Consider the following 21,986-nt stretch of genomic DNA (forward strand, 5'->3'; position numbering starts at 1 on the left):
CGCGACTCCTCTCCACGCCGTACTGCCCGCAGTCTAGATCCCGACGCCGACGGGGCTGATGATCCTCGCGTACTCGAGGGCGCTGTCCTTCGGGGTGCGCTCGAGGGTGTCGTAGTCCACCCGCACGATCCCGAAGCGCTTGTTGTAGCCCCAGGCCCACTCGAAGTTGTCGAGCAGCGACCACACGAAGTACCCGCGCACGTCGGCTCCGGCGTCGATCGCCTCGGCGACCGAGCGGATGTGCTCGCGGATGTAGTTCGTGCGCTCGGTGTCGTGGATCGCCCCGTCCTCGGACACCTCGTCCTCGTAGGCGGCACCGTTCTCCGTCACGTAGAGCGGCGGCAGCGTGGGGTACTCCTGGCCGAGGCGCACGAGCAGGCGGGTGAGCCCCTCGGGGTTGACCTCCCAGTCCATGGCCGTGCGGGGCAGGTTCCGCGTCGGGAACGTGAGGTGCTCCGAGCCGACGAACGGCGAGCGACCGGGCTTCTCGGTCGGACGGAGTCCGCGCGGGGCATCCGGTCCGAGCGGGTGGCCGCTCACGTTGTCGTCGTGGTAGTGGTTCACGCCGAGGAAGTCGATCGGCTGCGCGATCGTGGCGAGGTCGCCCTCGTGCACGAGCTCCTCGAAGCGGTGCTCGCGCACGTCCTCGAGGAAGTCGGCCGGGTACTCGCCGAGCACGAGCGGCTCGAGGAAGGCGCGGTTCCAGATCGCGTCGAGCCGGCGGGCCGCGTCGAGGTCGACGGGGTCGCTCGGATCGTTCGGGATCGCGTTCGTGAGGTTGAGCGTGATGCCGAGCTTCTCGGCGCCCGCCTCCCGCAGCGCCTTCACGGCGAGACCGTGGGCGAGGTGCTGGTGGTGCAGGGCCGCGAGGGCCGCGCGCGGCTCCTGGCGTCCGGGCGCGTGCTCGCCACCGGCGTAGCCGATGAGCGAGGAGCACAGCGGCTCGTTGAACGTGGTCCAGTGCGAGACGCGGTCACCGAGGACGTCGTGCACCGCGAGCGAGTAGTCGAGGAAGCGCGCGGCGGTGTCGCGGTTGGCCCAGCCGCCGGTCTCCTCGACCGCCTGGGGCAGGTCCCAGTGGTAGAGCGTCAGCCAGGGCAGGATGCCTGCTCCGAGCAGCTCGTCGACGAGGCGCGAGTAGAAGTCGAGCCCCTTCGGGTTGACCTCGCGATCGCCCGGCTTCACGCGGGCCCAGCTCACCGAGAAGCGGTAGGCGCCGAGCCCGAGCCGCTTCATGAGCGCGACGTCCTCGGGCATCCGGTGGTAGTGGTCCACCGCGACCTCAGGGGTGTCGCCGTTCGCGACGGCCTGCGGGACCCGGGCGTAGTGGTCCCAGACCGAGTCCTCCTTGCCGTCCTCGTGAGCGGCGCCCTCGATCTGGGCGGCGGCCGTGGCGGAGCCCCAGAGGAAGCCCTGCGGCCAGGTGTATGAGGTGGGGTCGAGCGTCATCAGCCCTTCACTGCTCCTTGCATGATTCCGGAAACCAGCTGGCGGCCTGCCGCGAGGAACAGCACCAGCAGCGGGACGATCGAGAGCACCGCACCGGTGAGCACGATCGAGTAGTCGACGTAGTAGCCCGACTGCAGCTGCGCGAGCGCCGTCTGCAGGGTGGGGTTCGTCGGGTTGAGCACGATGAGCGGCCAGAGGAAGTCCGTCCAGGCCATCATGAACGTGAAGAGGGCGAGGATCGCCATCGCGGGCCGGGCGGCCGGCACCGCGACGTTGAGGAACGTGCGGAACTGGTTCGCGCCGTCCATGCGCGCCGCCTCGATGAGCTCGTCGGGGATCGCGTCGACGAGGTACTGGCGCATGAAGAACACGCCGAACGCCGTGACGAGCGTCGGGATGATGACGGCGCCGAGCGTTCCGGTCCAGCCGAGCTGCCGCATCATGATGAACAGCGGGATGATGCCGAGCTGGGTCGGGATCGCCATCGTCGCCACGACGAACACCATGAGCCCGTCGCGGCCCTTGAAGCGCAGCTTCGCGAACGCGTAACCGGCGAGCGTCGAGAAGATCACGACCGACACCGTGATGACGGTCGAGACGATCACGCTGTTGGCGAGCGCGGTCCAGAACGGGATCGCGTCGAGCACGCGTGCCGCGTTGGCGAGGAAGTTGCCGCCGGGGATCAGCGGCAGGGTCTCGCCACGGGTCGCGTTGGTGCCGCTGCCGACGACGAACGACCACCACAGCGGGTAGGCCGATCCGAGCAGCACGGCCGCGAGGATGCCGTAGCTGAGGAACCCGGGGCGCCCGGCGAACCCGCGGCGCTTGGGGAGGGCGGCGGGGCGCCGCGCAGGGAAGATCCTGCTCTGAGCCGGGGCGGTCATGACTTCTCCTGTCCGTCGACGCCGGCGGCCTCGCCGACGAGTCCCTGCGAAACGCGGTGCGCCTCGAGGCGCTTGCCGCTGCGACGCTTGATCGCCCTCGCCTCGCCGGAGGCGATCCGGCGCGAGAGCAGGAAGTTGATGAGCCCGAAGGCCACGATGAGGATGAACAGCAGCCAGGCGATCGCGGCGGCCTCGCCGAAGTTCTGGCGGAAGAACGCCATCTCCCACAGGTAGAGCACCGTCGTCTGGAACTGCCGGTCGGCACCGCCGAGGCCACCGGCGCTCGCGGCGTCGAAGAGGCGCGGCTCGGCGAAGATCTGCAGCCCACCGATCGTCGCGGTGATGATGACGAAGATCAGGGTGGGGCGGATGCTCGGGATGGTGATCGAGAAGAAGCGGCGCGTGCTGCCGGCGCCGTCGATCGCGGCGGACTCGTAGAGGTCGCGCGGGATCGCCTGCATGGCGGCGAGCAGGATGAGGGCGTTGTAGCCGGTCCAGCGCCAGTTGACCATCGTCGCGATCGCGACGTGGCTCGCGAGCGTGTCGTGCTTCCACTGGATCGGGTCGATGCCGATGAGGCCGAGCAGGTTGTTCACGAGACCGTCCTGCTCGCCGAACATGCTCGAGAAGATGAGGGCGACCGCGACGGGGGCGACGACGTAGGGCAGCAGCACGCTCATGCGCCAGAACGTCTTGGCCTTGAGGTTCTGATCGAGCACGGCCGCGATCAGAAGAGCCACCGCGATCTGCGGGACCGAGGAGAGCAGGAAGATGCTGAAGGTGTTGAAGATCGAGTTCCAGAAGAACCGGTCCTGCAGCACGGCGGTGAAGTTGTCGAAGCCGACGAAGGCGCCCTGGCCCTGCAGCAGCTGCCACTCGTGCAGCGACACCCACAGCGTGTAGACGAGCGGGAAGAGCCCGATCACCGCGAAGGTGATGAAGAAGGGCGAGATGTAGAGGTAGGGCGACGCCTTGACGTCGAACCGGCCGAGGCGCTGCCGGAACGTGAGGTCGGAGCGACCGCGCGAGGGCTTGCGCTCCTCCGGCTGGCGAGCCGGCGCCGCCGGGCGGCTGATGGTCGAAGTCATCGTTGACGCCTTTCGAGAGAGTGGGAGGGGGCTCCCGGTGCACGACCGGGAGCCCCCTCGGTTCTGGGTGTTGCTACTCGACGACGAGCTCGTTCAGAAGGTCGAGCGCCTTCTGCCACGCCTGGTCGCCGTTCGCCTCGCCACGGTCGAGCGACTGCAGCGCCGGACCGAAGACGTTCTCCTGGATGACCGAGTCGTCCGGGCCCTTGAACTGGGCCTTCACGCCCTTGGCACGCTCGGCGAGGATCTGACCGGTGGGAGCGCCGTTGAAGAACTCCTCCGGCTCACCCTCGCTGGCGAGGGTCTCCTGCGCGTCGACCGTGCTCGGGAAGGGTCCCGCGGCCTCGAACGCCGCGACCTGCTGCTCGGGCTCGCTCAGCCACGACGCGAGAGCCGCGGCCTCCTCCTGGTGCTGCGAGCTCGTCGGAACCGAGAGCCACGAGCCACCCCAGTTGGCGGCACCGCCGGGGAACACGTCGGCGAAATCCCAACCGGTGCTGGCGTCACCGCCGCCGGCCTCGATCTGGCCCTCGACCACACCGAGCATCCAGCCCGGGCAGACGAAGGTCGCGAAGGTGCCGTCGACGAACGACTTGCCACCGTTCCAGTCCCACGCGGTCTGCGCGGCGGAGAGGCCGCTCTCGGCGCCGTCGGCGATCCAGCCGAAGCGCTCCTCGAGCTCGGCGTTGCCCTCGACGTTGAGCTCACCGTCGGCGGTGTAGTAGCCCTCGTCGAGCTGGTTCACCATGGCGTTCCAGACGAAGCCGGAGTGGTCGTACCAGGCCTTGCCCGTGGCCTCGTTGTACTGCTTGCCCAGCTCGAAGTAGCGCTCCCAGCTGGCGTTCTCGCCACCGAAGAGCTCGGCCACGGCCTCGCGGTCGCGGGGCAGGCCGGCGGCCTCGAAGGCGGCGCCGTTGTAGCAGAGGCCCTCGGGGCCGATGTCGGTGCCGTAGCCGATGACGCGGCCGTCGGCGTCGGTCACCTGCTCGTACTTCCAGTCGACCCAGTCGCCCTTGCGGTCCTCGATGCCGAAGTCGCGCAGGTCGACGAACTGGTCGGAGACCTCCATGATCGAGCCGAGCCAGCCCTCCTCGATCGCGACGACGTCGGAGAGGCCGGAGCCCGCGGCGAGCTTGGTGAACGCGTCGGTGCGGGCGTTACCGCCGGTGTCGATGTTGTTGGCGGTGATCTTGATGCCCGGGTTCTCCTCCTCGTACTGCTTGTAGAGGTCGTCGAAGCCCATGGTTCCGAACGTGGTGATGGTCAGCTCGATCTCGCCCGACTCTGAGCCTCCGCCGCCGGCGGAACAACCGGTGGCGAGGAGGGCGATCGAGGTCGCTCCGGCGAGAGCCGCAGCGACTTTGGTACGACGTGTGAACGGCACGGTCACTCCTTTGTGTGTGCAGGGGGAATAGAAATGGGAGCGCTCCCACGATGCGTGAGAGCGCTCCCATGCACTGTTTCGGCAAGGCTAAGAGGACGGATGCGGCGCTGTCAAGGCGAATTTGAGAGCGCTCTCACGATACGGCGATTCGTTACCCGTTCGTGAAGAAGCGGCAGTGGTGAGCAATTCTCCGCCCGGTTCCCGTCCCGTTACCCGCCGCGGTGTACCTTTCCGCTCATGAGCAGCACCGACGGCGCCTCTGCACGGGTCGCCGAGGCATCCGGAACCCCCGCCCCCCGCCGCGGGGTCGTCGCCTGGGCCTTCTGGGACTGGGCGACCCAGCCGTTCAACACGGTGATCCTCACCTTCATCTTCACGGCGCTGTACCTCACCTCCGACGCGTTCCTCGACCCGTCGGTCGCCGCTCTCGGCGAGGGCGACCCCACCTACGAGGCGGGCCTCGCCGAGCTCGCGAGCGGCCTCGGGCTCGCCGGCTTCCTCGCCGGACTCGTGATCGCGGTGCTCGCTCCCGTGATGGGACAGCGGGCGGATGCCGCGGGGCGGCGCAAGTTCTGGCTCGCGATCAACACGGCGGCGCTCGTCGCCTGCACGGCGCTGCTGTTCTTCGTCGAGGCCGCGCCCGCCTACTTCGTGCTCGGCATCGCGCTCGTCTCGATCGGCAGCGTCTTCAACGAGATCGCGGGCGTCAACTACAACGCGATGCTGCTGCAGGTCTCCACCCCTGCGACCGTCGGACGCGTGTCCGGGCTCGGCTGGGGCTTCGGCTACCTCGGCGGCATCCTCGCCCTCGTGCTCGTCGTCGTCGCCGACGCCGCCGGCTGGTTCGGCCTGCCGACCGAGAACGGGCTGCCCTATCGCGTCGTCGCGCTGGGGTGCGCCGTGTGGACCGTGCTCTTCGCACTGCCGATCCTCTTCGCCGTTCCCGAGGTGCCGGGGCGTCCCGAGCGCCGCGTCGGGTTCCTGCAGAGCTACCGGCTGCTCGCCCGCGACATCGCGCGGCTGTTCCGCGAGGCGCGGCAGACGTTCTGGTTCCTGCTCGCGAGCGCCGTCTTCCGCGACGGTCTCAGCGGTGTGTTCTCGTTCGGCGCCGTCATCGCCGCGCAGGTCTTCGGCTTCGAATTCATGCAGGTGGTCGTGTTCGGCATCGCCGCCAACCTCGTCGCCGGGATCTCGACGATCATCTCCGGGCGCTTCGACGACCGGTTCGGTGCGCGCCGGGTCATCCTGTCCGCCCTCACCGGTCTCGTCGTGACCGGGCTCGCCGTCTTCGTGCTCCGCGACATCGGCGACATCGCGTTCTGGATCGGCGGGCTGCTGCTCTGCTGCTTCGTCGGACCCGCCCAGGCTGCGTCGCGGTCGTTCCTCGCCCGGGTCACGCCCGCCGGGCGTGAGGGCGAGATCTTCGGCCTCTACGCGACCACCGGCCGCGCGGCGTCGTTCCTCTCCCCCGGGCTCTGGGCGCTGTTCATCGCGCTCTTCGGCGCGACGGCGTGGGGCATCCTCGGCATCGTCGTCGTGCTCGCGGCGGGTCTCGTGCTCATGCTCTTCGTGCGCGAGCAGGCGCCGGCGCCGCTCCCCTAGCCGCCGGCCGTCCGCCCGGCCATGCTGGGAGCATGACTCACCACCCCGACACCGCGGCCAAGGCCGCGATCCTGACGAGCCTGCACTGTCCCGGCGAACCGCTCATCGTCTGCAACGTGTGGGACTCGATCACCGCGCGCATCGTCGCCGCGGTGCCCGGGGTCGCCGCGCTGGCGACCGCGAGCCACGCCATCAGCGAGGCCCACGGGGTGAGCGACAACGAGGGACTCACGCTCACGCAGGCGCTGCGGGCGGCCAAGCTCGTCATCGACGCGACCGAGCACCCGGTGTCGATCGACTTCGAGAAGGGCTACGCCCCGGATGCCGCGGGTGTCGAGCACAACGTCACGCGGCTCGTCGAGGCGGGCGCGGCAGGCATGAACATCGAGGACTCGCTGCAGAGCGCGGCCGGATCTCTCCGTTCCGCCGAGGACGCCGCCGAACGCGTCGCCGCCGCCCGCCGTGCCGGTGACGCGCTCGAGGTGCCGCTCGCGATCAACGCGCGGGTCGACGTGCTCGCGGGCGACCCGACCGCGTGGGACGAGGCCATGGATCGCGCCAAGCGCTACCTCGACGCCGGCGCGACGAGCATTTTCATGCTCGGCCTCGCCGACGAGGACCGGATCGAGCGCGCCGTCGAGACCATCCCCGGTCCGGTGGCGGTGATCGGCGGGCCCGGCATGCCGTCGCTCTCCCGGCTGGCGGACCTCGGCATCGCGCGCGTCAGCTTCGGCCCGCGCACGATGGGGCTCACGCTCGCGCACCTGCAGCGGGCGACGCGGCAGCTGACGATGCTGGGCGACTACCCCGAGGAGCTCGGGTTCCAGTACTGACCGGGCCGAGGCTGCCGTCGTAGCCCTGCCGTCGCGGCATCCGGTGGAGCCGCCGCGCGTCGAGGCCGTCGTCGTGGGTTGCGCCGACCGAGGGGGCGCCGGCCGAAGCGGCCGACGCCCCGGGTCATCCGTCAGACCGTGACGGGCGCGGTGATGCCGCTGAGGCGGGCGACCTCGTCGTCGGCGAGCTCGAGGGTCATCGACTCGACGAGGGCGGGCAGCTGCTCGACGGTGCGGGCGCTCGCGATGGGCGCGCCGACCGTGGGCTGCACGCGCAGCCAGGCGAGGGAGACGGCGGTCACCGAGACGCCGCGCGCCGCGGCGATCTCGTCGAGGGCCGTGAGCAGGTCGGCGCTGTACGGCTTCTCGAGGTAGGCCTTCGCCGTGCCGCTGCGCACGGAGTCGACGTCCTGTCCGGGCCGGTATTTGCCGGTGAGGAAGCCGCTCGCGAGCGAGGAGTAGGGCAGCTCGACGAGGCCGAGCTCCTCGAGGGCGGCGACATGCTCGTGCTCGATGTCGCGCTCGACGAGGCTCCAGCGGTCCTGCGCGACGGTGAACGGCGTGAGGGCGTTCGCGTGCGCGAGGGCGTCGGCGCTGCGCAGCCGCTCGGGGCTGAAGTTGGAGGCGCCGATCTCGCGCACCTTGCCCGCCTTGACGAGGTCGTCGAACGCGGCGAGGTACTCCTCCTGCGGCACGGTCTCGTCGTCGCGGTGCGCGTAGTAGAGGTCGATGTAGTCGCTGTGCAGCCGGGCGAGCGAGTCGTCGACGGCCGCCTTGATGTTCGCGGCGGAGAGGCCCGGCCGCGTCTCGAGGGAGTAGACCTTGGTCGCGATGGTGACCCGGTCGCGACCGCCGCGGCTCGCGAGCCATCGCCCGATGATCGCCTCGCTCTCGCCGCCCGAGTTGCCCGGAGCCCACGAGGAGTAGACGTCGGCCGTGTCGATCGAGCGCCCGCCTGCGGCGACGAACGCGTCGAGCACCCCGAAGCTCTCCCGTTCGTCGGCCGTCCAGCCGAACACGTTGCCGCCGAGGACCAGGGTGCCGAAGTCGAGACCGGTCATGATTTCCTTCCTTGCACGGATGCGGGCGCTGCGCCCGCCATCCATCGGTAACCGAGACCCGTGACATCCGCTTCCCGTGCCCGGCGAACCCACAGTCACACCCGGCGTTCACCTGGCGGGAGAAGCATGGGCGGTATGAGCGATGCAGACGCCCCGATCATGAGCGGCGAGCCGGGAACCGGCGACGCCCGCACGACCCGCAGCGGCGACGAGGGCGTGCCTCAGGACGCGCTGATCGAGCAGGTCGAGCCGACGGGCGCCGACCCGGTCGACGCGCGGGTGCACCCCGACGCCGAGGACGAGTTCGCCGGGCGGGTGCACGCCGACACGAACTTCCGCACGCCGAACCCGGATGACGAGATGGACCGCGACGACGTGCGCCGACACATCGAGGGGTCGTAGCGGGGCGGTCAGGTGCGGCTGGCGGCCGGCTCAGGTGCGGCTGCCGACCGGTTCTGATGCGGCTGGCGAAGGAGAAACCGCCCCATCAGGTCGGAATCGGACCTGAACGGCCGGACTCTCCTTCGCAAGCCGCGGCCGCGAACCCCGCGACCGCCTCCGGGGACCCCGGCCGTGCAGCAGCCCGGCGTCAGCAGCCCGGGCGCTCCGGTCAGCGGACGAACGCCCACCAGATGAGCAGCATCGTGACGAGGAACCCCGTCACGAAGTTGAGCCACAGGAAGCGCTTCCAGCCGCGGTTGGCGTCCTCGCTCGTGGCATCCGTCGTGTTCCACCACTGCCCCGCGTTGATCGCGTAGGGAAGGGCGAGCACGGATGCCAGGGGCCCGGGCCACTCGGTGAACAGCAGCAGCGCCCCGCCGAGCACGTAGGCCGCGACCGCGAGCCGCACCGTCGCGCGGGCACCGACGACGGTGGCGACCGAGGCGATGCCGCCCTCGCGGTCGGCTTGCACGTCCTGCACCGCACCGAACGCGTGCGAACCGATCCCCCACAGGAAGAACGCGGCGAGCACCATCCACAGCTCGGGCGTGAACGCCGTGCCGGCGAGCACGAGTCCATAGAGTGCGGGCGAGACGAAGTGCGTGCTCGAGGTCAGCGAATCAAGGAACGGCCGTTCCTTGAAGCGCAGGCCCGGTGCCGAGTACGCGTAGACCGCGAACACGCTGATGGCGAGCACCAGCCAGGAGAGGGGGCCGCCAAGGGCGATCAGCACGACGAGGAACGGCACGTTCGACCACAGCACCCAGCGGAGGATCGGGCGGTGCAGCGCGGGGGCGAGCAGGGCACCCTCGACGCCACCCTTGCGAGGGTTGCGCAGGTCGGACTCGTAGTCGAACACGTCGTTGATGCCGTACATCGCGATGTTGTAGGGCACGAGGAAGTACAGGGTGCCGACGACGAGCGCGACGTCGATGCGTCCGGTCGACAGGACGTACGCGGCGGCGAACGGGAATGCCGTGTTCACCCAGCTGAGCGGGCGACTCGAGGCGAACACCGCCTTGAGCACGGTGCCGGCGGACGGGCGATCGAGGGCGGATGTCACGGGCGCTCCTTCCCGGCGCGGGTGGCGGCGTCGACCGGGCGGCGGTCACTCCGGCGCCGCGGGGGCAGCAGCGACCACAGCGCGGGTAGGAGGAGCACGGCGGCGATCGCGTAGGCGAAGTCCTCGACGGGCGCGATGCCGACGAACACGTTGCTGATGCGGGTCGGGTCGTAGCCGACGAGCCCGACGGCGATCATCACATTGTCGAACACCGCGGTCATCGCGAGCACGACGACCATCGCGCCGGCGACCGCGGCCCAGCGGACGGGGAGGCGGCGGAACACGGCGACCGCGACGACGACGGCCACGATGCCGAGGAAGACGGCGTTGAGCAGCCAGTAGGTCATGGCGTCTCCTCCCCGCCTCGGCCGCTGAACGCCCCGTAGAGGTTCATCGACAGGTAGCAGAGGAGGGTGAGGAAGAAGACCTCCTCGACGGGCAGCTCGGGTGCGAGCTGCAGTCCGGTCATGAACGACGTCTCGCCGCGGAAGAAGATGCCGAGGCCGATCCCGAACAGGTCCCAGACGAGGAAGAACAGGACTCCCGCGGCGAGCACGATGGCCGCGCGGCGGGCGTCGCGCCAGAAGAACAGGCCGAAGCGGCGGTCGAGCACGACCATGCCGGTGATCGAGATCGCGAGCGCGAGGAGGTACAGGATGCCCATCACTCGGCGGCGGGGGCAGGCTGGGCTGCACGTCGCGGACGGACCGTCGGCGACAGCGGCTCGGCGAGCGGGGTGGTCGAGATGTCCCGCCGCATCCGCTTCACGAGCACCTCCGCGCTGATGAGGCACATCGGCAGCCCGATGCCGGGGATCGTCGACGAACCCGCGTAGAAGAGGTTCTCGAGCGTGCGGCTGCGGTTGCCCGCGCGGAACATCGCGGACTGCGCCAGGGTGTGCGCGGGGCCGAGGGCCGAACCCTGCCAGGCGTTGATGTCCGAGGCGAAGTCGGAGGGCGCGATGACGCGCCGCACGCGGACGCGGGCGGAGAGACCGTGCACGCCCGTCCAGGCGGCGATCTGCTCGATCACGCGGTCGGCGAGGCGCTCGCGCTCGGCGTCATCCGTGCCGAGCGCGGGGTCGGCGGGCACGGGAACGAGCACGAAGAGGTTCGTCATGCCGTCGGGGGCGACGCTCGCGTCGATACCGGAGGGCTTGCAGACGTAGAGCGAGGGCGCGTCGGGCACGGAGGGGTTCCGGCCGAAGATCGCGTCGAAGTTCTCGGTCCAGTCCTTCGCGAAGAGCAGCGTGTGGTGCTCGAGCTCCGGCACCTCCCCTTCGACGCCGAGGAGCAGCAGCAGTGCGCCGGGTCCGGCTGTGCGCTTGCGCCAGTAGGCCTCGCCGTAGGTCTGCCGGTCCTCGGGCAGCAGCGCCGTCTCGGTGTGGTGCAGGTCGGCCGCCGACACGACGACGTCGGCGTCGAGCGTGCGCGTCGCGCCGTCGCGCCGGTACTCGACGCCCGTGGCGCGGGCACCGTCGGTGAGGATGCGGGTCACCGGGGCATTCGTCTCGATGGTGACGCCCTCGGCGAGTGCCAGTCGTTCGATCGAGCGGATGATGCCGACGAAGCCGCCCATCGGGTAGAGCACGCCGTCCTCGAGGTCGAGGTGGCTCATCAGGTGGTACATCGCGGGCGTGGTGAACGGCGAGGAGCCGAGGAACACCGCGGGGTAGCCGAGGATCTGCCGGATGCGCAGGTCGCGTCCGACGCGGGCGGTGTAGCCGTGGATGGGGCGCAGCAGCAGGCTGCTGAGCTTGCCGAGTCTGCTGACGACCTCACGGACGAAGAGCGGGGTGACGCTCTCGAACGAGGTGTAGAGGAAGCGCTTGAGCGCGATGTCGTACGTTCCCTTGGCGGAGTCGAGGTACTTCTCGAGCCGCCTGCCCGCGCCCGGTTCGAGCGACTCGAACAGCGCGACGTTCGCCTCCCGGGAGGACTGGATGTCGACGGGGTCGGGCTGGTCCTCGAAGTACACCCGGTAGCCGGGGTCGAGGCGCACGAGGTCGAGCTGCTCCGCGGCGCTCGTGCCGAGCAGCTTGTAGAAGTGGTCGAACACCTCGGGCATGAGGTACCAGCTCGGACCGGTGTCGAAGCGGAAGCCGTCCTGCTCCCACGAGCCGACGCGGCCACCGACGGTGAGCTGCTTTTCGAGCAGGGTGACGCGGTAGCCGTCGCGGGCGAGCAGGGCCGCGCTCGCGAGGCCGCCGATGCCGGCGCCGATCACTACCACATGCGGAGCGGGCGCCGGCGCGGAGTCGGATCCCGCGGTGTCGGGCAGCTCGTCGACGGGGTCGAGCCCGAAGCCGACGGCGGTCTGGTCGAGGTCGCCGCTCATCGGGCCGCCAGCCGTCCTAGCGAGACGGCCGCGGCGATGCGCACCTTCACGGGGTTGGGCACCCGCACCCGGCTCGCAATGAGCCGGTCGGCGGGGGTGCGGCGGAGGCGGCGGGAGAGCTCGTGGAAGAGCCCGTGGGCGAGGGCGACCGCGCGGCGGCATCCGGCGGGCAGGTCGGGGATCGTCTCGCGGGCGGCGCGCAGGTCGTCGTCGATGTCGTCGAGCAGCCGGTTCTTCGTCGCCTCGTCGAAGCTCTCGACGTCGACGCCCGGGAAGTAGCTGCGGCCCAGAGTCTCGAAGTCGGCGGCGAGGTCGCGCAGGAAGTTCACCTTCTGGAACGCGGCGCCGAGCCGGCGGGCGCCTTCGATCAGCCGCTCGTGCTGCTGCGGCGTGTACTCGCAGCCCAGCACGAACGCCCGGAGGCACATCAGCCCGACGACCTCCGCCGAACCGTAGACGTAGGCGGCGAAGCTGTCGGGCGTGTGGGTGGTCTCGGTGAGGTCCGCGCGCATCGAGGCGAAGAACGGGGCGGTGAGGTCGGGGCCGATGCCGACCTCGCGCCCGGTCGTCGCGAACGCGTGCACGACGAGGTTGGTGCTGTAGCCGCGCTCGAGGGCGGTGTGCGTCTCAGCCTCGAGCTCGTCGAGCAGCTGCCGCGCCACCTGCCGGTCGACGCCCGCCTCGGCGGCGCCGCCGTCGACGATCTCGTCCGCGAGGCGCACGAGCGCGTAGATGTTCTCGATGTGCGAGCGGGTCGCGCCGTCGAGCAGCTTGCTCGCCAGGCCGAAGCTGGTCGAGTAGCGGCGGATCACGACTCCGGCCGTCTCGTGCGCGACGCGGTCGTACAGAGGCAGTCGATCGATCATGACCACTCCGTCCAGCGTCTGTGCCCCATGCGCGGTTAGGCTGACTCGCGCTCGTTGCGCGTCGTCCGGATCGCGCAATCCACCGTCACGGAAGGCAGAGTACCCCCAACGATGACCGCCGTGACTGAGAGAGTCGTGCTCCTCGCCGAGGACGGCACCCCGGTCGGCACCGCTGACAAGGCCGACGTGCACACGACGGACACTCCGCTGCATCTCGCCTTCTCCTGCTGGGTCTTCGACTCGCGCGGACGCGTGCTGCTGACTCGCCGCGCGCTCGGCAAGCGCACGTGGCCGGGCGTCTGGACGAACAGCTTCTGCGGCCACCCCGGTCCCGACGAGGACATGGCCTCCGCGATCCGTCGGCGCGCGATGACCGAGCTCGGCATCGAGGTCGCCGGGGTAGAAGAGGTGCTCCCCGAGTTCCGCTACCGGGCGACGGATGCCTCGGGGCTGGTCGAGAACGAGATCTGCCCCGTGTTCCGCGCGGTGACGCTCGACGAGGTGCTGCCGAATCCCGACGAGGTCGCCGAGTTCGAGTGGGTCGAGCCGCACGCCCTCGTGCAGGCGGTGCGGGCGACGCCGTTCGCGTTCAGCCCGTGGCTCGGGTGGGAGCTGCAGGCGTGGGTGGGGTTCCCGAGGGCGCGCTGGAGCTAGGAGCGAAGGGCATTTCTGCCCTTCGCCGCGACGCCAGCGCCGTCGCCCGTCTCGGGCGACGGACTCGCACACGCCAAGCTGCCTAGCCGACGATCACCCCGCGCAGCGCCTCCGCCGCCCGGTCCGCGTCCTCCTCGGTGTTGTTCACGTGGAAGCTCAGCCGCAGCCGGCCGGCGCGCATCGCGGCGGCGATTCCCGCGGCCTGCAGCGTGCTCGCGGCATCCGCGGTCACCGCCGTACTGACGATCGCGGAGTCGCTCGGCGCGAGCCCGACCGCCGACCGGAAGCGGTTGGCGAGGTCGACGTCGTGCCGGTGCAGCGTCTCCACCCCCACCTCGGTGAGCAGGCGGAGCGCCGGGGCCTGCCCCACCCAGGAGTGCCAGGCCGGTGAGAGATCGAAGCGGCGGATGGTGGGGGCGAGGCGGAGCGGTCCGCCGTAGATGCTGTTCCACGGCTCGGCGCCCGCGTACCAGTTGGCCGCGTGCGGCAGCAGCTCGTCGGCGGCCTCGGCCGTGGCGGTGAAGAACGCCGTGCCGCGCGGGGCGAGCAGCCACTTGTAGCCGCCGCAGACGGTGTAGTCGAAGAGACTCGCGTCGACGGGCAGCCAGCCGGCGGACTGGGTCAGGTCGACGAGCACCCGCGCCTCCGCCTGCGCCGCCCGGGCGCGGATCGCGTCGAGGTCGGCGACGCGTCCGTCGGCCGACTGCGCCGCCGACACGGCAACGAGCGCGGTGCGCTCGGTGATGGCATCCGCGATCGACTCCAGCGGCACCTCGCGCACGGTGACACCGCGGGGCGCCTGCGCCAGGAAGGGGAACACGACGCTCGTGAACTCGCCCTGCGCGACGATCACCTCGCTGCCGTCCGAGAGGTTGGCGGCGACGAGACCCACGAAGGCGCTGACCTGACTGCCGATCGCGACGTCGTCCGCGGCGACTCCGACGAGCCCGGCGAACAGCGCCCGCGACTCGGCGATGTCGGCGTCGAACTGCGGCGGGCTCGACCGGCCGGTGCGCCAGTCCTCGAGCGCTCCCGTCACCGCGTCGAGCACCCGCCGCGGCGGCAGCCCGAGGGAGGCGGTGTTGAGGTAGACGCCCTCGGCGAAGAACTCGCGCTGGACGGTCTCGAGGGCGGAGGTCATGGTCGGCATGCCTCAAGGGTGGTGACCGCGGCATCCGTTGCCAAGGGCCAATCGCGATCGAGAGGCGTGCCGGCCACTCAGGCGGCGGCGATGCGGATGGTCGTGCCCGACGGGTCGCGGAAGGCGCAGTCGCGCGGACCCCACGGCTGGTCCATCGGCTCCTGCAGCACCTCCGCGCCCGAGGCGCGCACGCGCTCGAAGAGCCCGTCGAGGTCGTCGGTGGCGAAGACGATGATCGGCATGGAGCCCTTGGTGAGCAGGGTCTGCAGCGCGTCACCGTCGACCTCGGGTCTGCCTGCGTACGGGGTGGAGAGCACCAGCCCGAGTCCCGGCTGCGCGGGCGAGCCGAGCGTGACCCAGCGGTGGTCGCCGGATGCCACGTCCTGCTCCACCTCGAGCCCGAGGGCGTCGCGGTAGAAGGCGAGCGACTCCTCGACATCCGTCACCGAGACGTTGAAGTACCTGATCGAGATGGTCATGCCGTCACCGTACGGGCGCCGCGGATGCCGCCGCTTCTCGGATCCTGCTCGATACCGGGCGACCCTCCGCCATCGCGACGCGGGGCGGCATCGCGGCGAGCGCGGAGTGATCGAGCGTGCGGTAGATCGTCGGTGGCACGCCCACGATCTCCTTGAACTTGGCGCTGAAGGAGCCGAGCGACGTACAACCGACGGCGATGCACGCGTCGGTGACGCTCATGCCGGTGCGGAGCAGCGTCATGGCGCGCTCGATGCGGCGGGTCATGAGGTACGCGTAGGGCGTCTCGCCGTAGGCCTCCTTGAACCGGCGCGAGAAGTGCGCGGGCGACATGAGCGCGCGCCGGGCGAGCGTCGGCACGTCGAGCGGGAGGGCGTAGTCGCGGTCGATGAGGTCGCGGGCGCGGCGCAGGTGCGCGAGGTTCTCGAGTTCCGCGGCCGGCATCACGGCGCCGACGCTAGTGCGCTCCGCCGACGGACGCCACGGGTTGGCGCCGACGCTCAGTCGGTGCGCACGGTGACGACGAAGTCCTCGGTGACCTCGGGCAGGGGCGAGCCGTCGGCGCTGCGGAGTGGGCGGTCGCGATCCGTCATCCAGTGCTCGGAGGACGTGCCGGCGGGGAGCCGCAGCAGAGGAACCTCGCCGGCGTCGCCGAACAGACCGTCCACGGCGACGATGCGCCCGACCAGGGGCTCGATCCCCTCGACGAGGTGGTGGTGCGTCTCGTGAAGCTCACCGCCGAAGCGGTGCACCGTCCACTCGACCCGGTCGCCCAGTTCGCGCCCCTCGCCGCAGCACTGGTGCTCCCAGTCACCGACACGAACGCGCACGTCCGCCATGTCAGGCGCCCGTCGCTCCGGCATCCGTCACCGTCACGTCGGTGCGGTGGAAGTTCTGCCACGACCGCGAGGCGGTCGGGCCGCGCTGGCCCTGGTAGCGGTTGCCGTAGGGGCCGGAGCCGTAGGGCGACTCGGTCGGCGAGCTCAGGCGGATGAAGCAGAGCTGCCCGATCTTCATGCCGGGCCACAGCTTGATCGGCAGCGTCGCGACGTTGCTCAGCTCGAGCGTGACGTGCCCGCTGAAGCCGGGGTCGACGAAGCCGGCGGTCGAGTGGGTCAGCAGGCCCAGACGGCCGAGCGAGCTCTTGCCCTCGAGGCGTGCGGCGATGTCATCCGGAAGCGTGACGAGCTCGAACGTCGAGCCGAGCACGAATTCCCCGGGGTGCAGGATGAACGGCTGGTCGGGCCGCACCTCGAGCAGGCGGGTGAGGTCGGGCTGGTTCTCGGCCGGATCGATGTACGGGTACTTGTGGTTGTCGAACAGCCGGAAGAAGCGGTCGAGCCTGACATCGACGCTCGAGGGCTGCACCATGTCGAGGTCGAGCGGGTCGAGAGCGATCCGGCCCGAGTCGAGCTCGAGGCGGATGTCGCGGTCCGAGAGCAACACGCAGTCAGTGTATTGGTGCCGCTACAATCGAGAACCTGCCCGGGTTTCCGGGCTGCGCGAGTGTAGTTCAATGGTAGAACTCCAGCTTCCCAAGCTGGTAGCGCGGGTTCGATTCCCGTCACTCGCTCCACTTCACTTCATTTCGAACTGCGCGCGCTGCCCTCCGGGTCAGGAAGCGGTGACCTGCACCGTCCTCGTGGCCGCGATCCGGCCGGTGACCCAGTGCAGGAAGTCCACGTGGATCCGGTACTGCCCGGCCGCGGGCGGCCGCAGCAGCACGTCGTACTTCTCCGCCGCTCCCGACTTGATGAGACTCGTGAGCAGTCGGCTGCCGGAGCGCCAGACCGGCGTCGCGGGGCCGGTGGGGTTGTCGGTGTGCCAGAAGGGTCGGCCGTCGTGACCGACGAGCTCGGCCATCGGCACGGGCTGGCCCGCACCATCCGTGAAGCGGATGCGCATCGGGAAGTAGTCGGCGTTGACGAACCGGAGCAGCGTCGGGCGGCGGTCCCCACCGGGCAGGTTCGCACGCATGCTCGACAGGCTCCAGACCCGGTCTCCGCGCGGGCGGGTGGCGATCGCTCCGCCGAGCAGCACGAAGTGCCGCGGAACGAAGCGGTTGAGTCCGACGTCCTCCCCCGACAGCCCCGCAGCATGTGACAGTTCGTGCCACCGCGGGTCGACGGAGTACGGGATGAGCAGGGTCTCGGTAGCGACGTCGTATTCCGGCCCGTCGACGCTGTATCGGCGCACGCCCGCCGGCAGGGGCGCACCGGCCCCGGGTGGGGGATCGATGATGACCGGGCCGAACATCCCCATCTGCACGTGCAGCGTGGTGTTGACGTGACAGTGGTAGAAGTACGTGCCGGCCGTGCCCGTGTTCGGGTCTCCGGGCACGCCGACCTGCCCGCGCCACTGGTACGTGTAGCTGCCGGACACCTCGAAGGAGGTGTGCCCGACCCCGTCATTGCGCGGGTCCGGTTCGATGCCGTGCCAGTGGATGGTGTGCACCGCCTTGCTCGGCTTGATCGTGCCGTGCATCACCTGGCCCTCGGTGACGCGGACCAGGGGACCGGGCAGTCCGCGTCCCGAATCGCCGGACTCGAAGCTCCACACGTCGTGCTCGGAGCCGTCGGGGAAACGGAGTTCCCGTCCGAAGAAGTCGAGAGTCATCGCCACCGAGGGCCTGGTGCGGAAGCGGGTTTCGGGGCTCCCTTCATCCGGCTGGTCGGAGGCGAACTCGACCTGGCTGCGGTACCTGTGGTGCGGGGTCTCCTCCTGCTTCGCGGCGAGCACCCAATCGGCGACGAGACCGCCGGGATACAAGCCGCCCGCCGCCGTCTGCGACGGCTCGGCGTGGCAGTGCATCGGGTAGACCCAGTCCTCGCCGCGCGCGTTCCAGACCGCGTCGAGCACGTCCGGCGGTCGCTTGAAGGGCAGCATCGAGTCGGTGCGGTCGAGCGGATCGAGATCGACGGTGTCCTCCCAGTGCTGCAGGATGACTCGTCCTTCCGCGCTGACGCGTCCGCCGCTGCGCGGGAAGTCGGTGCCGTTGCTCCGCAGCGTCCACACGTGATTGCCGTGGAAGTGCAACTGATGTCCCACGATGCCGGCGTTCACCATCCGGATGAGCTGCCCCGTGCGCACCGTGCCTTCCTGCGGCGACCGGCTGAAGTCGCGGACGTCCGTGGCGCGAGGGAAACCCGACGGCAACGTGTCGAGCTTGCGCAGTGCGTTCAGTTCCTCGTCCACGGTGATCGCGAGCGACTCGAAGCCCGACCGGCCGTTCAGTGTGAAGTACCGCGGCACGGCCGGCATCGTCGCCGGATCCACGCGCTGCCCGCGGGACGCGGCTCGCGCCCACTCGGGCTCGACGTCGTGGCAGATCCACAGCCACTGACGTTCGAACTCGGGCCCGCCGCTGCTGAGTTGCCATGCGGCCGCCGCGTCCACGACGAGCAGCACCCCGAACAGCCCGAGCGTCCGTTCGACGGGCGCGTTGCCGGGATCGGAGTACACGTACGTGCCGGCGGGGGGCGCGGCGAAGCTGAGCTCCCGGGTGCCGCCCGGAGGGATCGGGCCCGTGCCGACGGCGCTGCCGCCCGCGCCGGCACCGTGGAAGGTCAGCTCGTGCGGCTGCGGAAGCCGGTTGTGCACCCGAAGGCGCACGGTGCTGCCCGTCTCGGCGATCAAGGTGCGGTCGGGGAAGTAGCTGGCCCAGTGCCGACGACGGGCGAGCTGATGCAGCGGGACCTGGGGATCGGGCGCGGCCGGAGCCGGCCGACCCTTGGGCGGCACCGGGGCGTCGAGCGGGTAGGAACTGCTCTGCACGATGCGGCCGTCGGCCGTGAAGACCCGCGGACGGATGACGAGATTTGGCGCCGCGGCATCCGGCGCGGTCTCCTCGTCGCCGAAGCCGCGGTGATAAACCAGTGCTCCATCGACCATGGGCACGTGCCCTTCGTTCACGAAGACATCGAGCACGGCCGCGCCGTCGACCAGGGCCGGCCCGGTTCCGACCTCGAACGCTCTCGGGTTTGCTCTCATCACGACCCCCGCGGTGACTTTCCGACTACTTCCACGACGCCCCCGGAGGGCGACGTCGCCGACAGGGCACACCCCCCGGGTTGCGGATTCCTTGGAGGTCGAACCCTATGGTTTTCTCAAGGACTCGCTCGTACCGTCCGGTCCACCGAAGCCAGACGTGAGGTGGTACGGATGTCGGAGCAGCAGCACGTGCCGCCCGGGGTGACCCGGCGGCAGTTCGGCGTGGCCGTCGCGGGCACCGCGGCCGTCATCACGGCGGCCAGCGCCGCGAGCAGTAGCCGGTCGGAGACCGGCCAGGACGCCGCACCCGTCGCGGTCGCGACGTCGTTCGGCAGCGTCGCGATCGAGCGGGCGACACGAAGCCCGCGACGCGGCGGCAGTACGGCGCGGTCGGTCGACGGGCGAGGTCACGGACACGGTGGCGAGCGCTCCCCGCTCGCCAACCTGACCTGGGGCGACGTCGTCGTCGTTTGGATGGTCGTCGTGAACCAGAGCGGCACGCCGGTCCGGCTCTCGCCGGGGCAGGTGCGGCTGCAGATCGCCGGCAGCACGAGTGTCACTCCGCGAGGTGCCTCGGTCCGACGTCTCGATGTCGCCGCCGCCAGCACGGAGAGGTTCTGGGTCAGCTACCTCGCGCCGAGCGAGGCACCGGCAGGCTTCCTCGCCGAGTTCACCGACCCGGTGCTCGATCACCCGGTGGGTCTGGCGCTCCCGACCGCTCTTCCCGCGGCCCTGGCGTAGGCGCCGTCCGGGCGGTCGTGCTCACCGAGCGCTTCGGCTATGGAGCTCCGACGCCTATGGTCCCCGCGTTCACGAGAGTGCCGCGGAGGCCTCACGCGCGTTGCAACCCCAGCCTCTTCCGCAGGGTGACCGCCACGCGCCGCTCACTGTGCGCGAAGTCCCCGATCGTGCGGGAGGCCAGCTGTGCGGCACGCACCCGCAGCCCGCGGCTTCTCCGGTGCCGATCCACCGCCGAGTCGAGCCCGGCACCCACGGCCTCGCCCAGCACGACGGCGTCCTCGATCGCGAGGGCGGCACCGAGTCCGGTGTTCGGAGTCATGGCGTGCGCCGCGTCGCCGAGCAGCGCGATCCTCGGAACGCCCCAGAACGGCCGGTCCAATTCCCAGAGCTCGTGCCGCAACAGCGCCTCCCGGGGCAGGCTCCGCAGCGCCTCGACCGCGGTCGCGTCGCGCCGCGGCACCCCCGTAACGGGCGCCAGGTCGTCGCCGGCGTCCTGAGTCGACCGGGTGACGAAGACGTAGCTTCGGCCACCCGTCAGCGGGACGATGCCGATGCGCTCCTGCCCGGTCCACAGCTCGGTCGCCGCGTCGCCGAAGCGCCGAGGCACGATTCCTCGCCAGCAGACCTGACGGGCGGAGCGCAGCGCGACATCCGGCGCCAGAGCGGAACGAACCGTCGAGCGAATGCCGTCGGCCGCGACCACGAAGTCGAACGCCCGCTCCTCCCCCGCGACCGTGCAGTGCACCCGATCGCCGTCCCGCCGGATCCCCTGCAGCGCGGCGCCGAAGCGCACGTCGGCCAGCTCGCTCAGGCCGTCGGAGAGGGCGGTGATCAGTTCGGGCCGGGCGAGGGCGGACCGGTGCGCGACGCCGCCGAGGGAGCGACCGCGAGGACCGGTGACACGTAGAGCGGTCAACCGCTGGGCGATCGGGCCGACCTGCACTCCCGCTTCCGCGAGGCGGTGCACCGCGGCATCCGTCAGCACGAGTCCGGCGCCGACAGCGGATGCCGCGGGGCTCCGCTCGATCAGGGTGACGGCGTGCCCGGTCGTCGCCAGCAGTCGGGAGGCGAAGAGCCCCCCGATCCCTGCGCCCACGACGAGGATCTCGGCCATCAGGGCAACTTATCGCCGCAGCGGAGCCGCTTCGGCGGGGCGAGCACGCTCAGCGCTCCGTCACGTCCCGTCCGAGCCGCTGCGACACCCAGACCGGGATGAGCGAGGCGACGATGATCACCGTCGCGACGACGTTGACGACGCTCGCCTCGTTGGGCCGCGCCATCTGGTTCATGATCCACAGCGGCAGGGTGTCGACCCCGGGCGGGGCCGTGAAGATCGTGACGACGACCTCGTCGAAGCTCAGGGCGAAGGCGAGCAGGCCGCCCGCCGCGAAGGCGCTGCGGAACTGCGGGAAGGTGATGAACCGGAACGTCTGCCAGGGCCGCGCGCCCAGATCCATCGACGCCTCCTCCACGCTCGGGTTCAGCCGGCGCAGGCGGGCGAGCACGTTGTTGAACACCATGACGATGCAGAAGGTGGCGTGCGCGATGATCATGCCGAAGTAGCCGACCTGGATGCCGGCGGGCTCGAGGATCTGGTTGTAGGTGTTGTTGAGCGCGACGCCGGTCACGATGCCGGGCAGGGCGATCGGCAGCACGACGAGCAGGTTGACGGTCTGCTTGCCGAAGAAGCTGTAGCGCTGCAGCGCGAACGCCACGAGCGTGCCGAGCAGGAGGGCGATCGCGGTGGCGCCGAGGCCGACGATCACCGAGTTCAGCACCGCGAGCCGGATGGCCTCGCTCGTGAAGGCCGCCTCCCACCAGCGCAGCGAGAAGTCGGTGACGGGCCACGCGGCGATGCGGGCCCCGTTGAACGCGTTGAGCACGACGAGGAAGAGCGGCACGTAGAGGAACGCGAGCACCAGCGCGACGATCAATCCGAGGCCGATCTTGGCGGGGCGGGAGAGACGGAGCACGG

Annotated in this window: 23 protein-coding genes and 1 tRNA gene; 6 read left to right on the plus strand and 18 right to left on the minus strand. The window is 70.5% G+C overall.

The window, feature by feature from the left end; genetic code table 11:
- Window positions 1-33 precede the first annotated feature (33 nt).
- From JUB10_RS07570 to JUB10_RS07585, 4 genes are all read right to left on the minus strand, one after another.
- On the minus strand, window positions 34-1,449 hold the full coding sequence (locus tag JUB10_RS07570; protein WP_207455156.1) for a glycoside hydrolase family 1 protein: 1,416 nt from the start codon (window positions 1,447-1,449) through the stop codon (window positions 34-36).
- Window positions 1,449-2,333, minus strand: coding sequence for a carbohydrate ABC transporter permease (locus JUB10_RS07575; RefSeq protein ID WP_207455157.1), 885 nt, complete (start codon window positions 2,331-2,333; stop codon window positions 1,449-1,451). Before JUB10_RS07575 ends, JUB10_RS07570 begins: the two co-directional genes overlap by 1 nt.
- Window positions 2,330-3,421: a carbohydrate ABC transporter permease gene (locus tag JUB10_RS07580; protein WP_207455158.1), complete on the minus strand. Its 1,092-nt coding sequence runs from the start codon at window positions 3,419-3,421 to the stop codon at window positions 2,330-2,332. The genes JUB10_RS07575 and JUB10_RS07580 overlap by 4 nt, the downstream gene beginning before the upstream one ends.
- A gap of 73 nt (window positions 3,422-3,494) precedes the next feature.
- Window positions 3,495-4,805: an ABC transporter substrate-binding protein gene (locus tag JUB10_RS07585; RefSeq protein ID WP_207455159.1), complete on the minus strand. Its 1,311-nt coding sequence runs from the start codon at window positions 4,803-4,805 to the stop codon at window positions 3,495-3,497.
- Window positions 4,806-5,042: 237 nt separating this feature from the next.
- On the opposite strand from JUB10_RS07585, the gene JUB10_RS07590 reads away from it, so the two are divergent.
- Together JUB10_RS07590 and JUB10_RS07595 are read left to right on the plus strand one after the other, a co-directional pair.
- Window positions 5,043-6,407, plus strand: coding sequence for an MFS transporter (locus JUB10_RS07590; protein WP_207455161.1), 1,365 nt, complete (start codon window positions 5,043-5,045; stop codon window positions 6,405-6,407).
- Window positions 6,408-6,439: 32 nt separating this feature from the next.
- Entirely contained in the window at window positions 6,440-7,240 is an 801-nt protein-coding gene (locus JUB10_RS07595) for an isocitrate lyase/PEP mutase family protein (protein WP_207455162.1), read from the plus strand.
- A gap of 131 nt (window positions 7,241-7,371) precedes the next feature.
- On the opposite strand, the gene JUB10_RS07600 is transcribed toward JUB10_RS07595, so the two are convergent.
- Complete coding sequence (locus tag JUB10_RS07600) at window positions 7,372-8,301, minus strand: aldo/keto reductase (RefSeq protein ID WP_207455163.1); 930 nt, start codon at window positions 8,299-8,301, stop codon at window positions 7,372-7,374.
- A gap of 135 nt (window positions 8,302-8,436) precedes the next feature.
- On the opposite strand from JUB10_RS07600, the gene JUB10_RS07605 reads away from it, so the two are divergent.
- Window positions 8,437-8,703: a hypothetical protein gene (locus JUB10_RS07605; protein WP_207455164.1), complete on the plus strand. Its 267-nt coding sequence runs from the start codon at window positions 8,437-8,439 to the stop codon at window positions 8,701-8,703.
- A 208-nt stretch (window positions 8,704-8,911) separates the two neighbouring features.
- Here JUB10_RS07605 and JUB10_RS07610 read toward each other — a convergent pair whose 3' ends face one another.
- The 5 genes from JUB10_RS07610 to JUB10_RS07630 are packed head-to-tail and all read right to left on the minus strand — an operon-like array spanning window position 8,912 to window position 13,008.
- Window positions 8,912-9,805 (minus strand): prenyltransferase, encoded by an 894-nt coding sequence (locus JUB10_RS07610; RefSeq protein ID WP_307859144.1) that lies wholly within the window; start codon window positions 9,803-9,805, stop codon window positions 8,912-8,914.
- Window positions 9,802-10,152 (minus strand): lycopene cyclase domain-containing protein, encoded by a 351-nt coding sequence (locus JUB10_RS07615; protein WP_207455165.1) that lies wholly within the window; start codon window positions 10,150-10,152, stop codon window positions 9,802-9,804. Before JUB10_RS07615 ends, JUB10_RS07610 begins: the two co-directional genes overlap by 4 nt.
- Window positions 10,149-10,469 (minus strand): lycopene cyclase domain-containing protein, encoded by a 321-nt coding sequence (locus tag JUB10_RS07620; protein WP_207455166.1) that lies wholly within the window; start codon window positions 10,467-10,469, stop codon window positions 10,149-10,151. The genes JUB10_RS07615 and JUB10_RS07620 overlap by 4 nt, the downstream gene beginning before the upstream one ends.
- Entirely contained in the window at window positions 10,469-12,142 is a 1,674-nt protein-coding gene (gene crtI, locus JUB10_RS07625) for a phytoene desaturase family protein (RefSeq protein ID WP_207455167.1), read from the minus strand. Before crtI ends, JUB10_RS07620 begins: the two co-directional genes overlap by 1 nt.
- Window positions 12,139-13,008: a phytoene/squalene synthase family protein gene (locus JUB10_RS07630; protein ID WP_207455168.1), complete on the minus strand. Its 870-nt coding sequence runs from the start codon at window positions 13,006-13,008 to the stop codon at window positions 12,139-12,141. The genes crtI and JUB10_RS07630 overlap by 4 nt, the downstream gene beginning before the upstream one ends.
- Window positions 13,009-13,119: 111 nt before the next feature.
- On the opposite strand from JUB10_RS07630, the gene idi reads away from it, so the two are divergent.
- Window positions 13,120-13,662: an isopentenyl-diphosphate Delta-isomerase gene (idi, locus tag JUB10_RS07635; protein ID WP_207455169.1), complete on the plus strand. Its 543-nt coding sequence runs from the start codon at window positions 13,120-13,122 to the stop codon at window positions 13,660-13,662.
- Window positions 13,663-13,744: 82 nt separating this feature from the next.
- On the opposite strand, the gene JUB10_RS07640 is transcribed toward idi, so the two are convergent.
- The 5 genes from JUB10_RS07640 to dcd form a co-directional block, all read right to left on the minus strand.
- Window positions 13,745-14,812: an aminotransferase class V-fold PLP-dependent enzyme gene (locus JUB10_RS07640; protein ID WP_242682328.1), complete on the minus strand. Its 1,068-nt coding sequence runs from the start codon at window positions 14,810-14,812 to the stop codon at window positions 13,745-13,747.
- A gap of 68 nt (window positions 14,813-14,880) precedes the next feature.
- Entirely contained in the window at window positions 14,881-15,282 is a 402-nt protein-coding gene (locus JUB10_RS07645) for a VOC family protein (protein WP_207455171.1), read from the minus strand.
- Between the two features lie 4 nt (window positions 15,283-15,286).
- On the minus strand, window positions 15,287-15,724 hold the full coding sequence (locus JUB10_RS07650; RefSeq protein WP_207456006.1) for a helix-turn-helix transcriptional regulator: 438 nt from the start codon (window positions 15,722-15,724) through the stop codon (window positions 15,287-15,289).
- A 56-nt stretch (window positions 15,725-15,780) separates the two neighbouring features.
- On the minus strand, window positions 15,781-16,119 hold the full coding sequence (locus JUB10_RS07655; protein ID WP_207455172.1) for a DUF6578 domain-containing protein: 339 nt from the start codon (window positions 16,117-16,119) through the stop codon (window positions 15,781-15,783).
- Between the two features lies 1 nt (window position 16,120).
- Window positions 16,121-16,726 carry a dCTP deaminase gene (dcd, locus tag JUB10_RS07660; RefSeq protein ID WP_207455173.1) on the minus strand — a complete coding sequence of 202 codons (606 nt, stop codon included), beginning with the start codon at window positions 16,724-16,726 and terminating at the stop codon, window positions 16,121-16,123.
- A gap of 56 nt (window positions 16,727-16,782) precedes the next feature.
- Between dcd and JUB10_RS07665 the strand changes: the two genes are divergently transcribed.
- Window positions 16,783-16,856 (plus strand) — tRNA-Gly (locus JUB10_RS07665).
- Window positions 16,857-16,894: 38 nt separating this feature from the next.
- Here JUB10_RS07665 and JUB10_RS07670 read toward each other — a convergent pair.
- Entirely contained in the window at window positions 16,895-19,270 is a 2,376-nt protein-coding gene (locus tag JUB10_RS07670) for a multicopper oxidase domain-containing protein (protein ID WP_242682329.1), read from the minus strand.
- Between the two features lie 171 nt (window positions 19,271-19,441).
- Here JUB10_RS07670 and JUB10_RS07675 point away from each other — a divergent pair, with 171 nt between their 5' ends.
- A complete protein-coding gene (locus JUB10_RS07675) occupies window positions 19,442-20,011 on the plus strand; it encodes a hypothetical protein (protein WP_207455174.1) in 570 nt (189 codons plus the stop codon).
- A 91-nt stretch (window positions 20,012-20,102) separates the two neighbouring features.
- Here JUB10_RS07675 and JUB10_RS07680 read toward each other — a convergent pair whose 3' ends face one another.
- Together JUB10_RS07680 and JUB10_RS07685 are read right to left on the minus strand one after the other, a co-directional pair.
- Entirely contained in the window at window positions 20,103-21,125 is a 1,023-nt protein-coding gene (locus JUB10_RS07680) for an FAD-dependent monooxygenase (RefSeq protein WP_207455175.1), read from the minus strand.
- Between the two features lie 49 nt (window positions 21,126-21,174).
- Window positions 21,175-21,984: an ABC transporter permease gene (locus JUB10_RS07685; RefSeq protein ID WP_207455176.1), complete on the minus strand. Its 810-nt coding sequence runs from the start codon at window positions 21,982-21,984 to the stop codon at window positions 21,175-21,177.
- Between the last annotated feature and the right edge of the window lie 2 nt (window positions 21,985-21,986).

Origin of the sequence: Desertivibrio insolitus, assembly GCF_017355965.1 — a bacterium.
Classification (GTDB): domain Bacteria; phylum Actinomycetota; class Actinomycetes; order Actinomycetales; family Microbacteriaceae; genus JAFIQW01.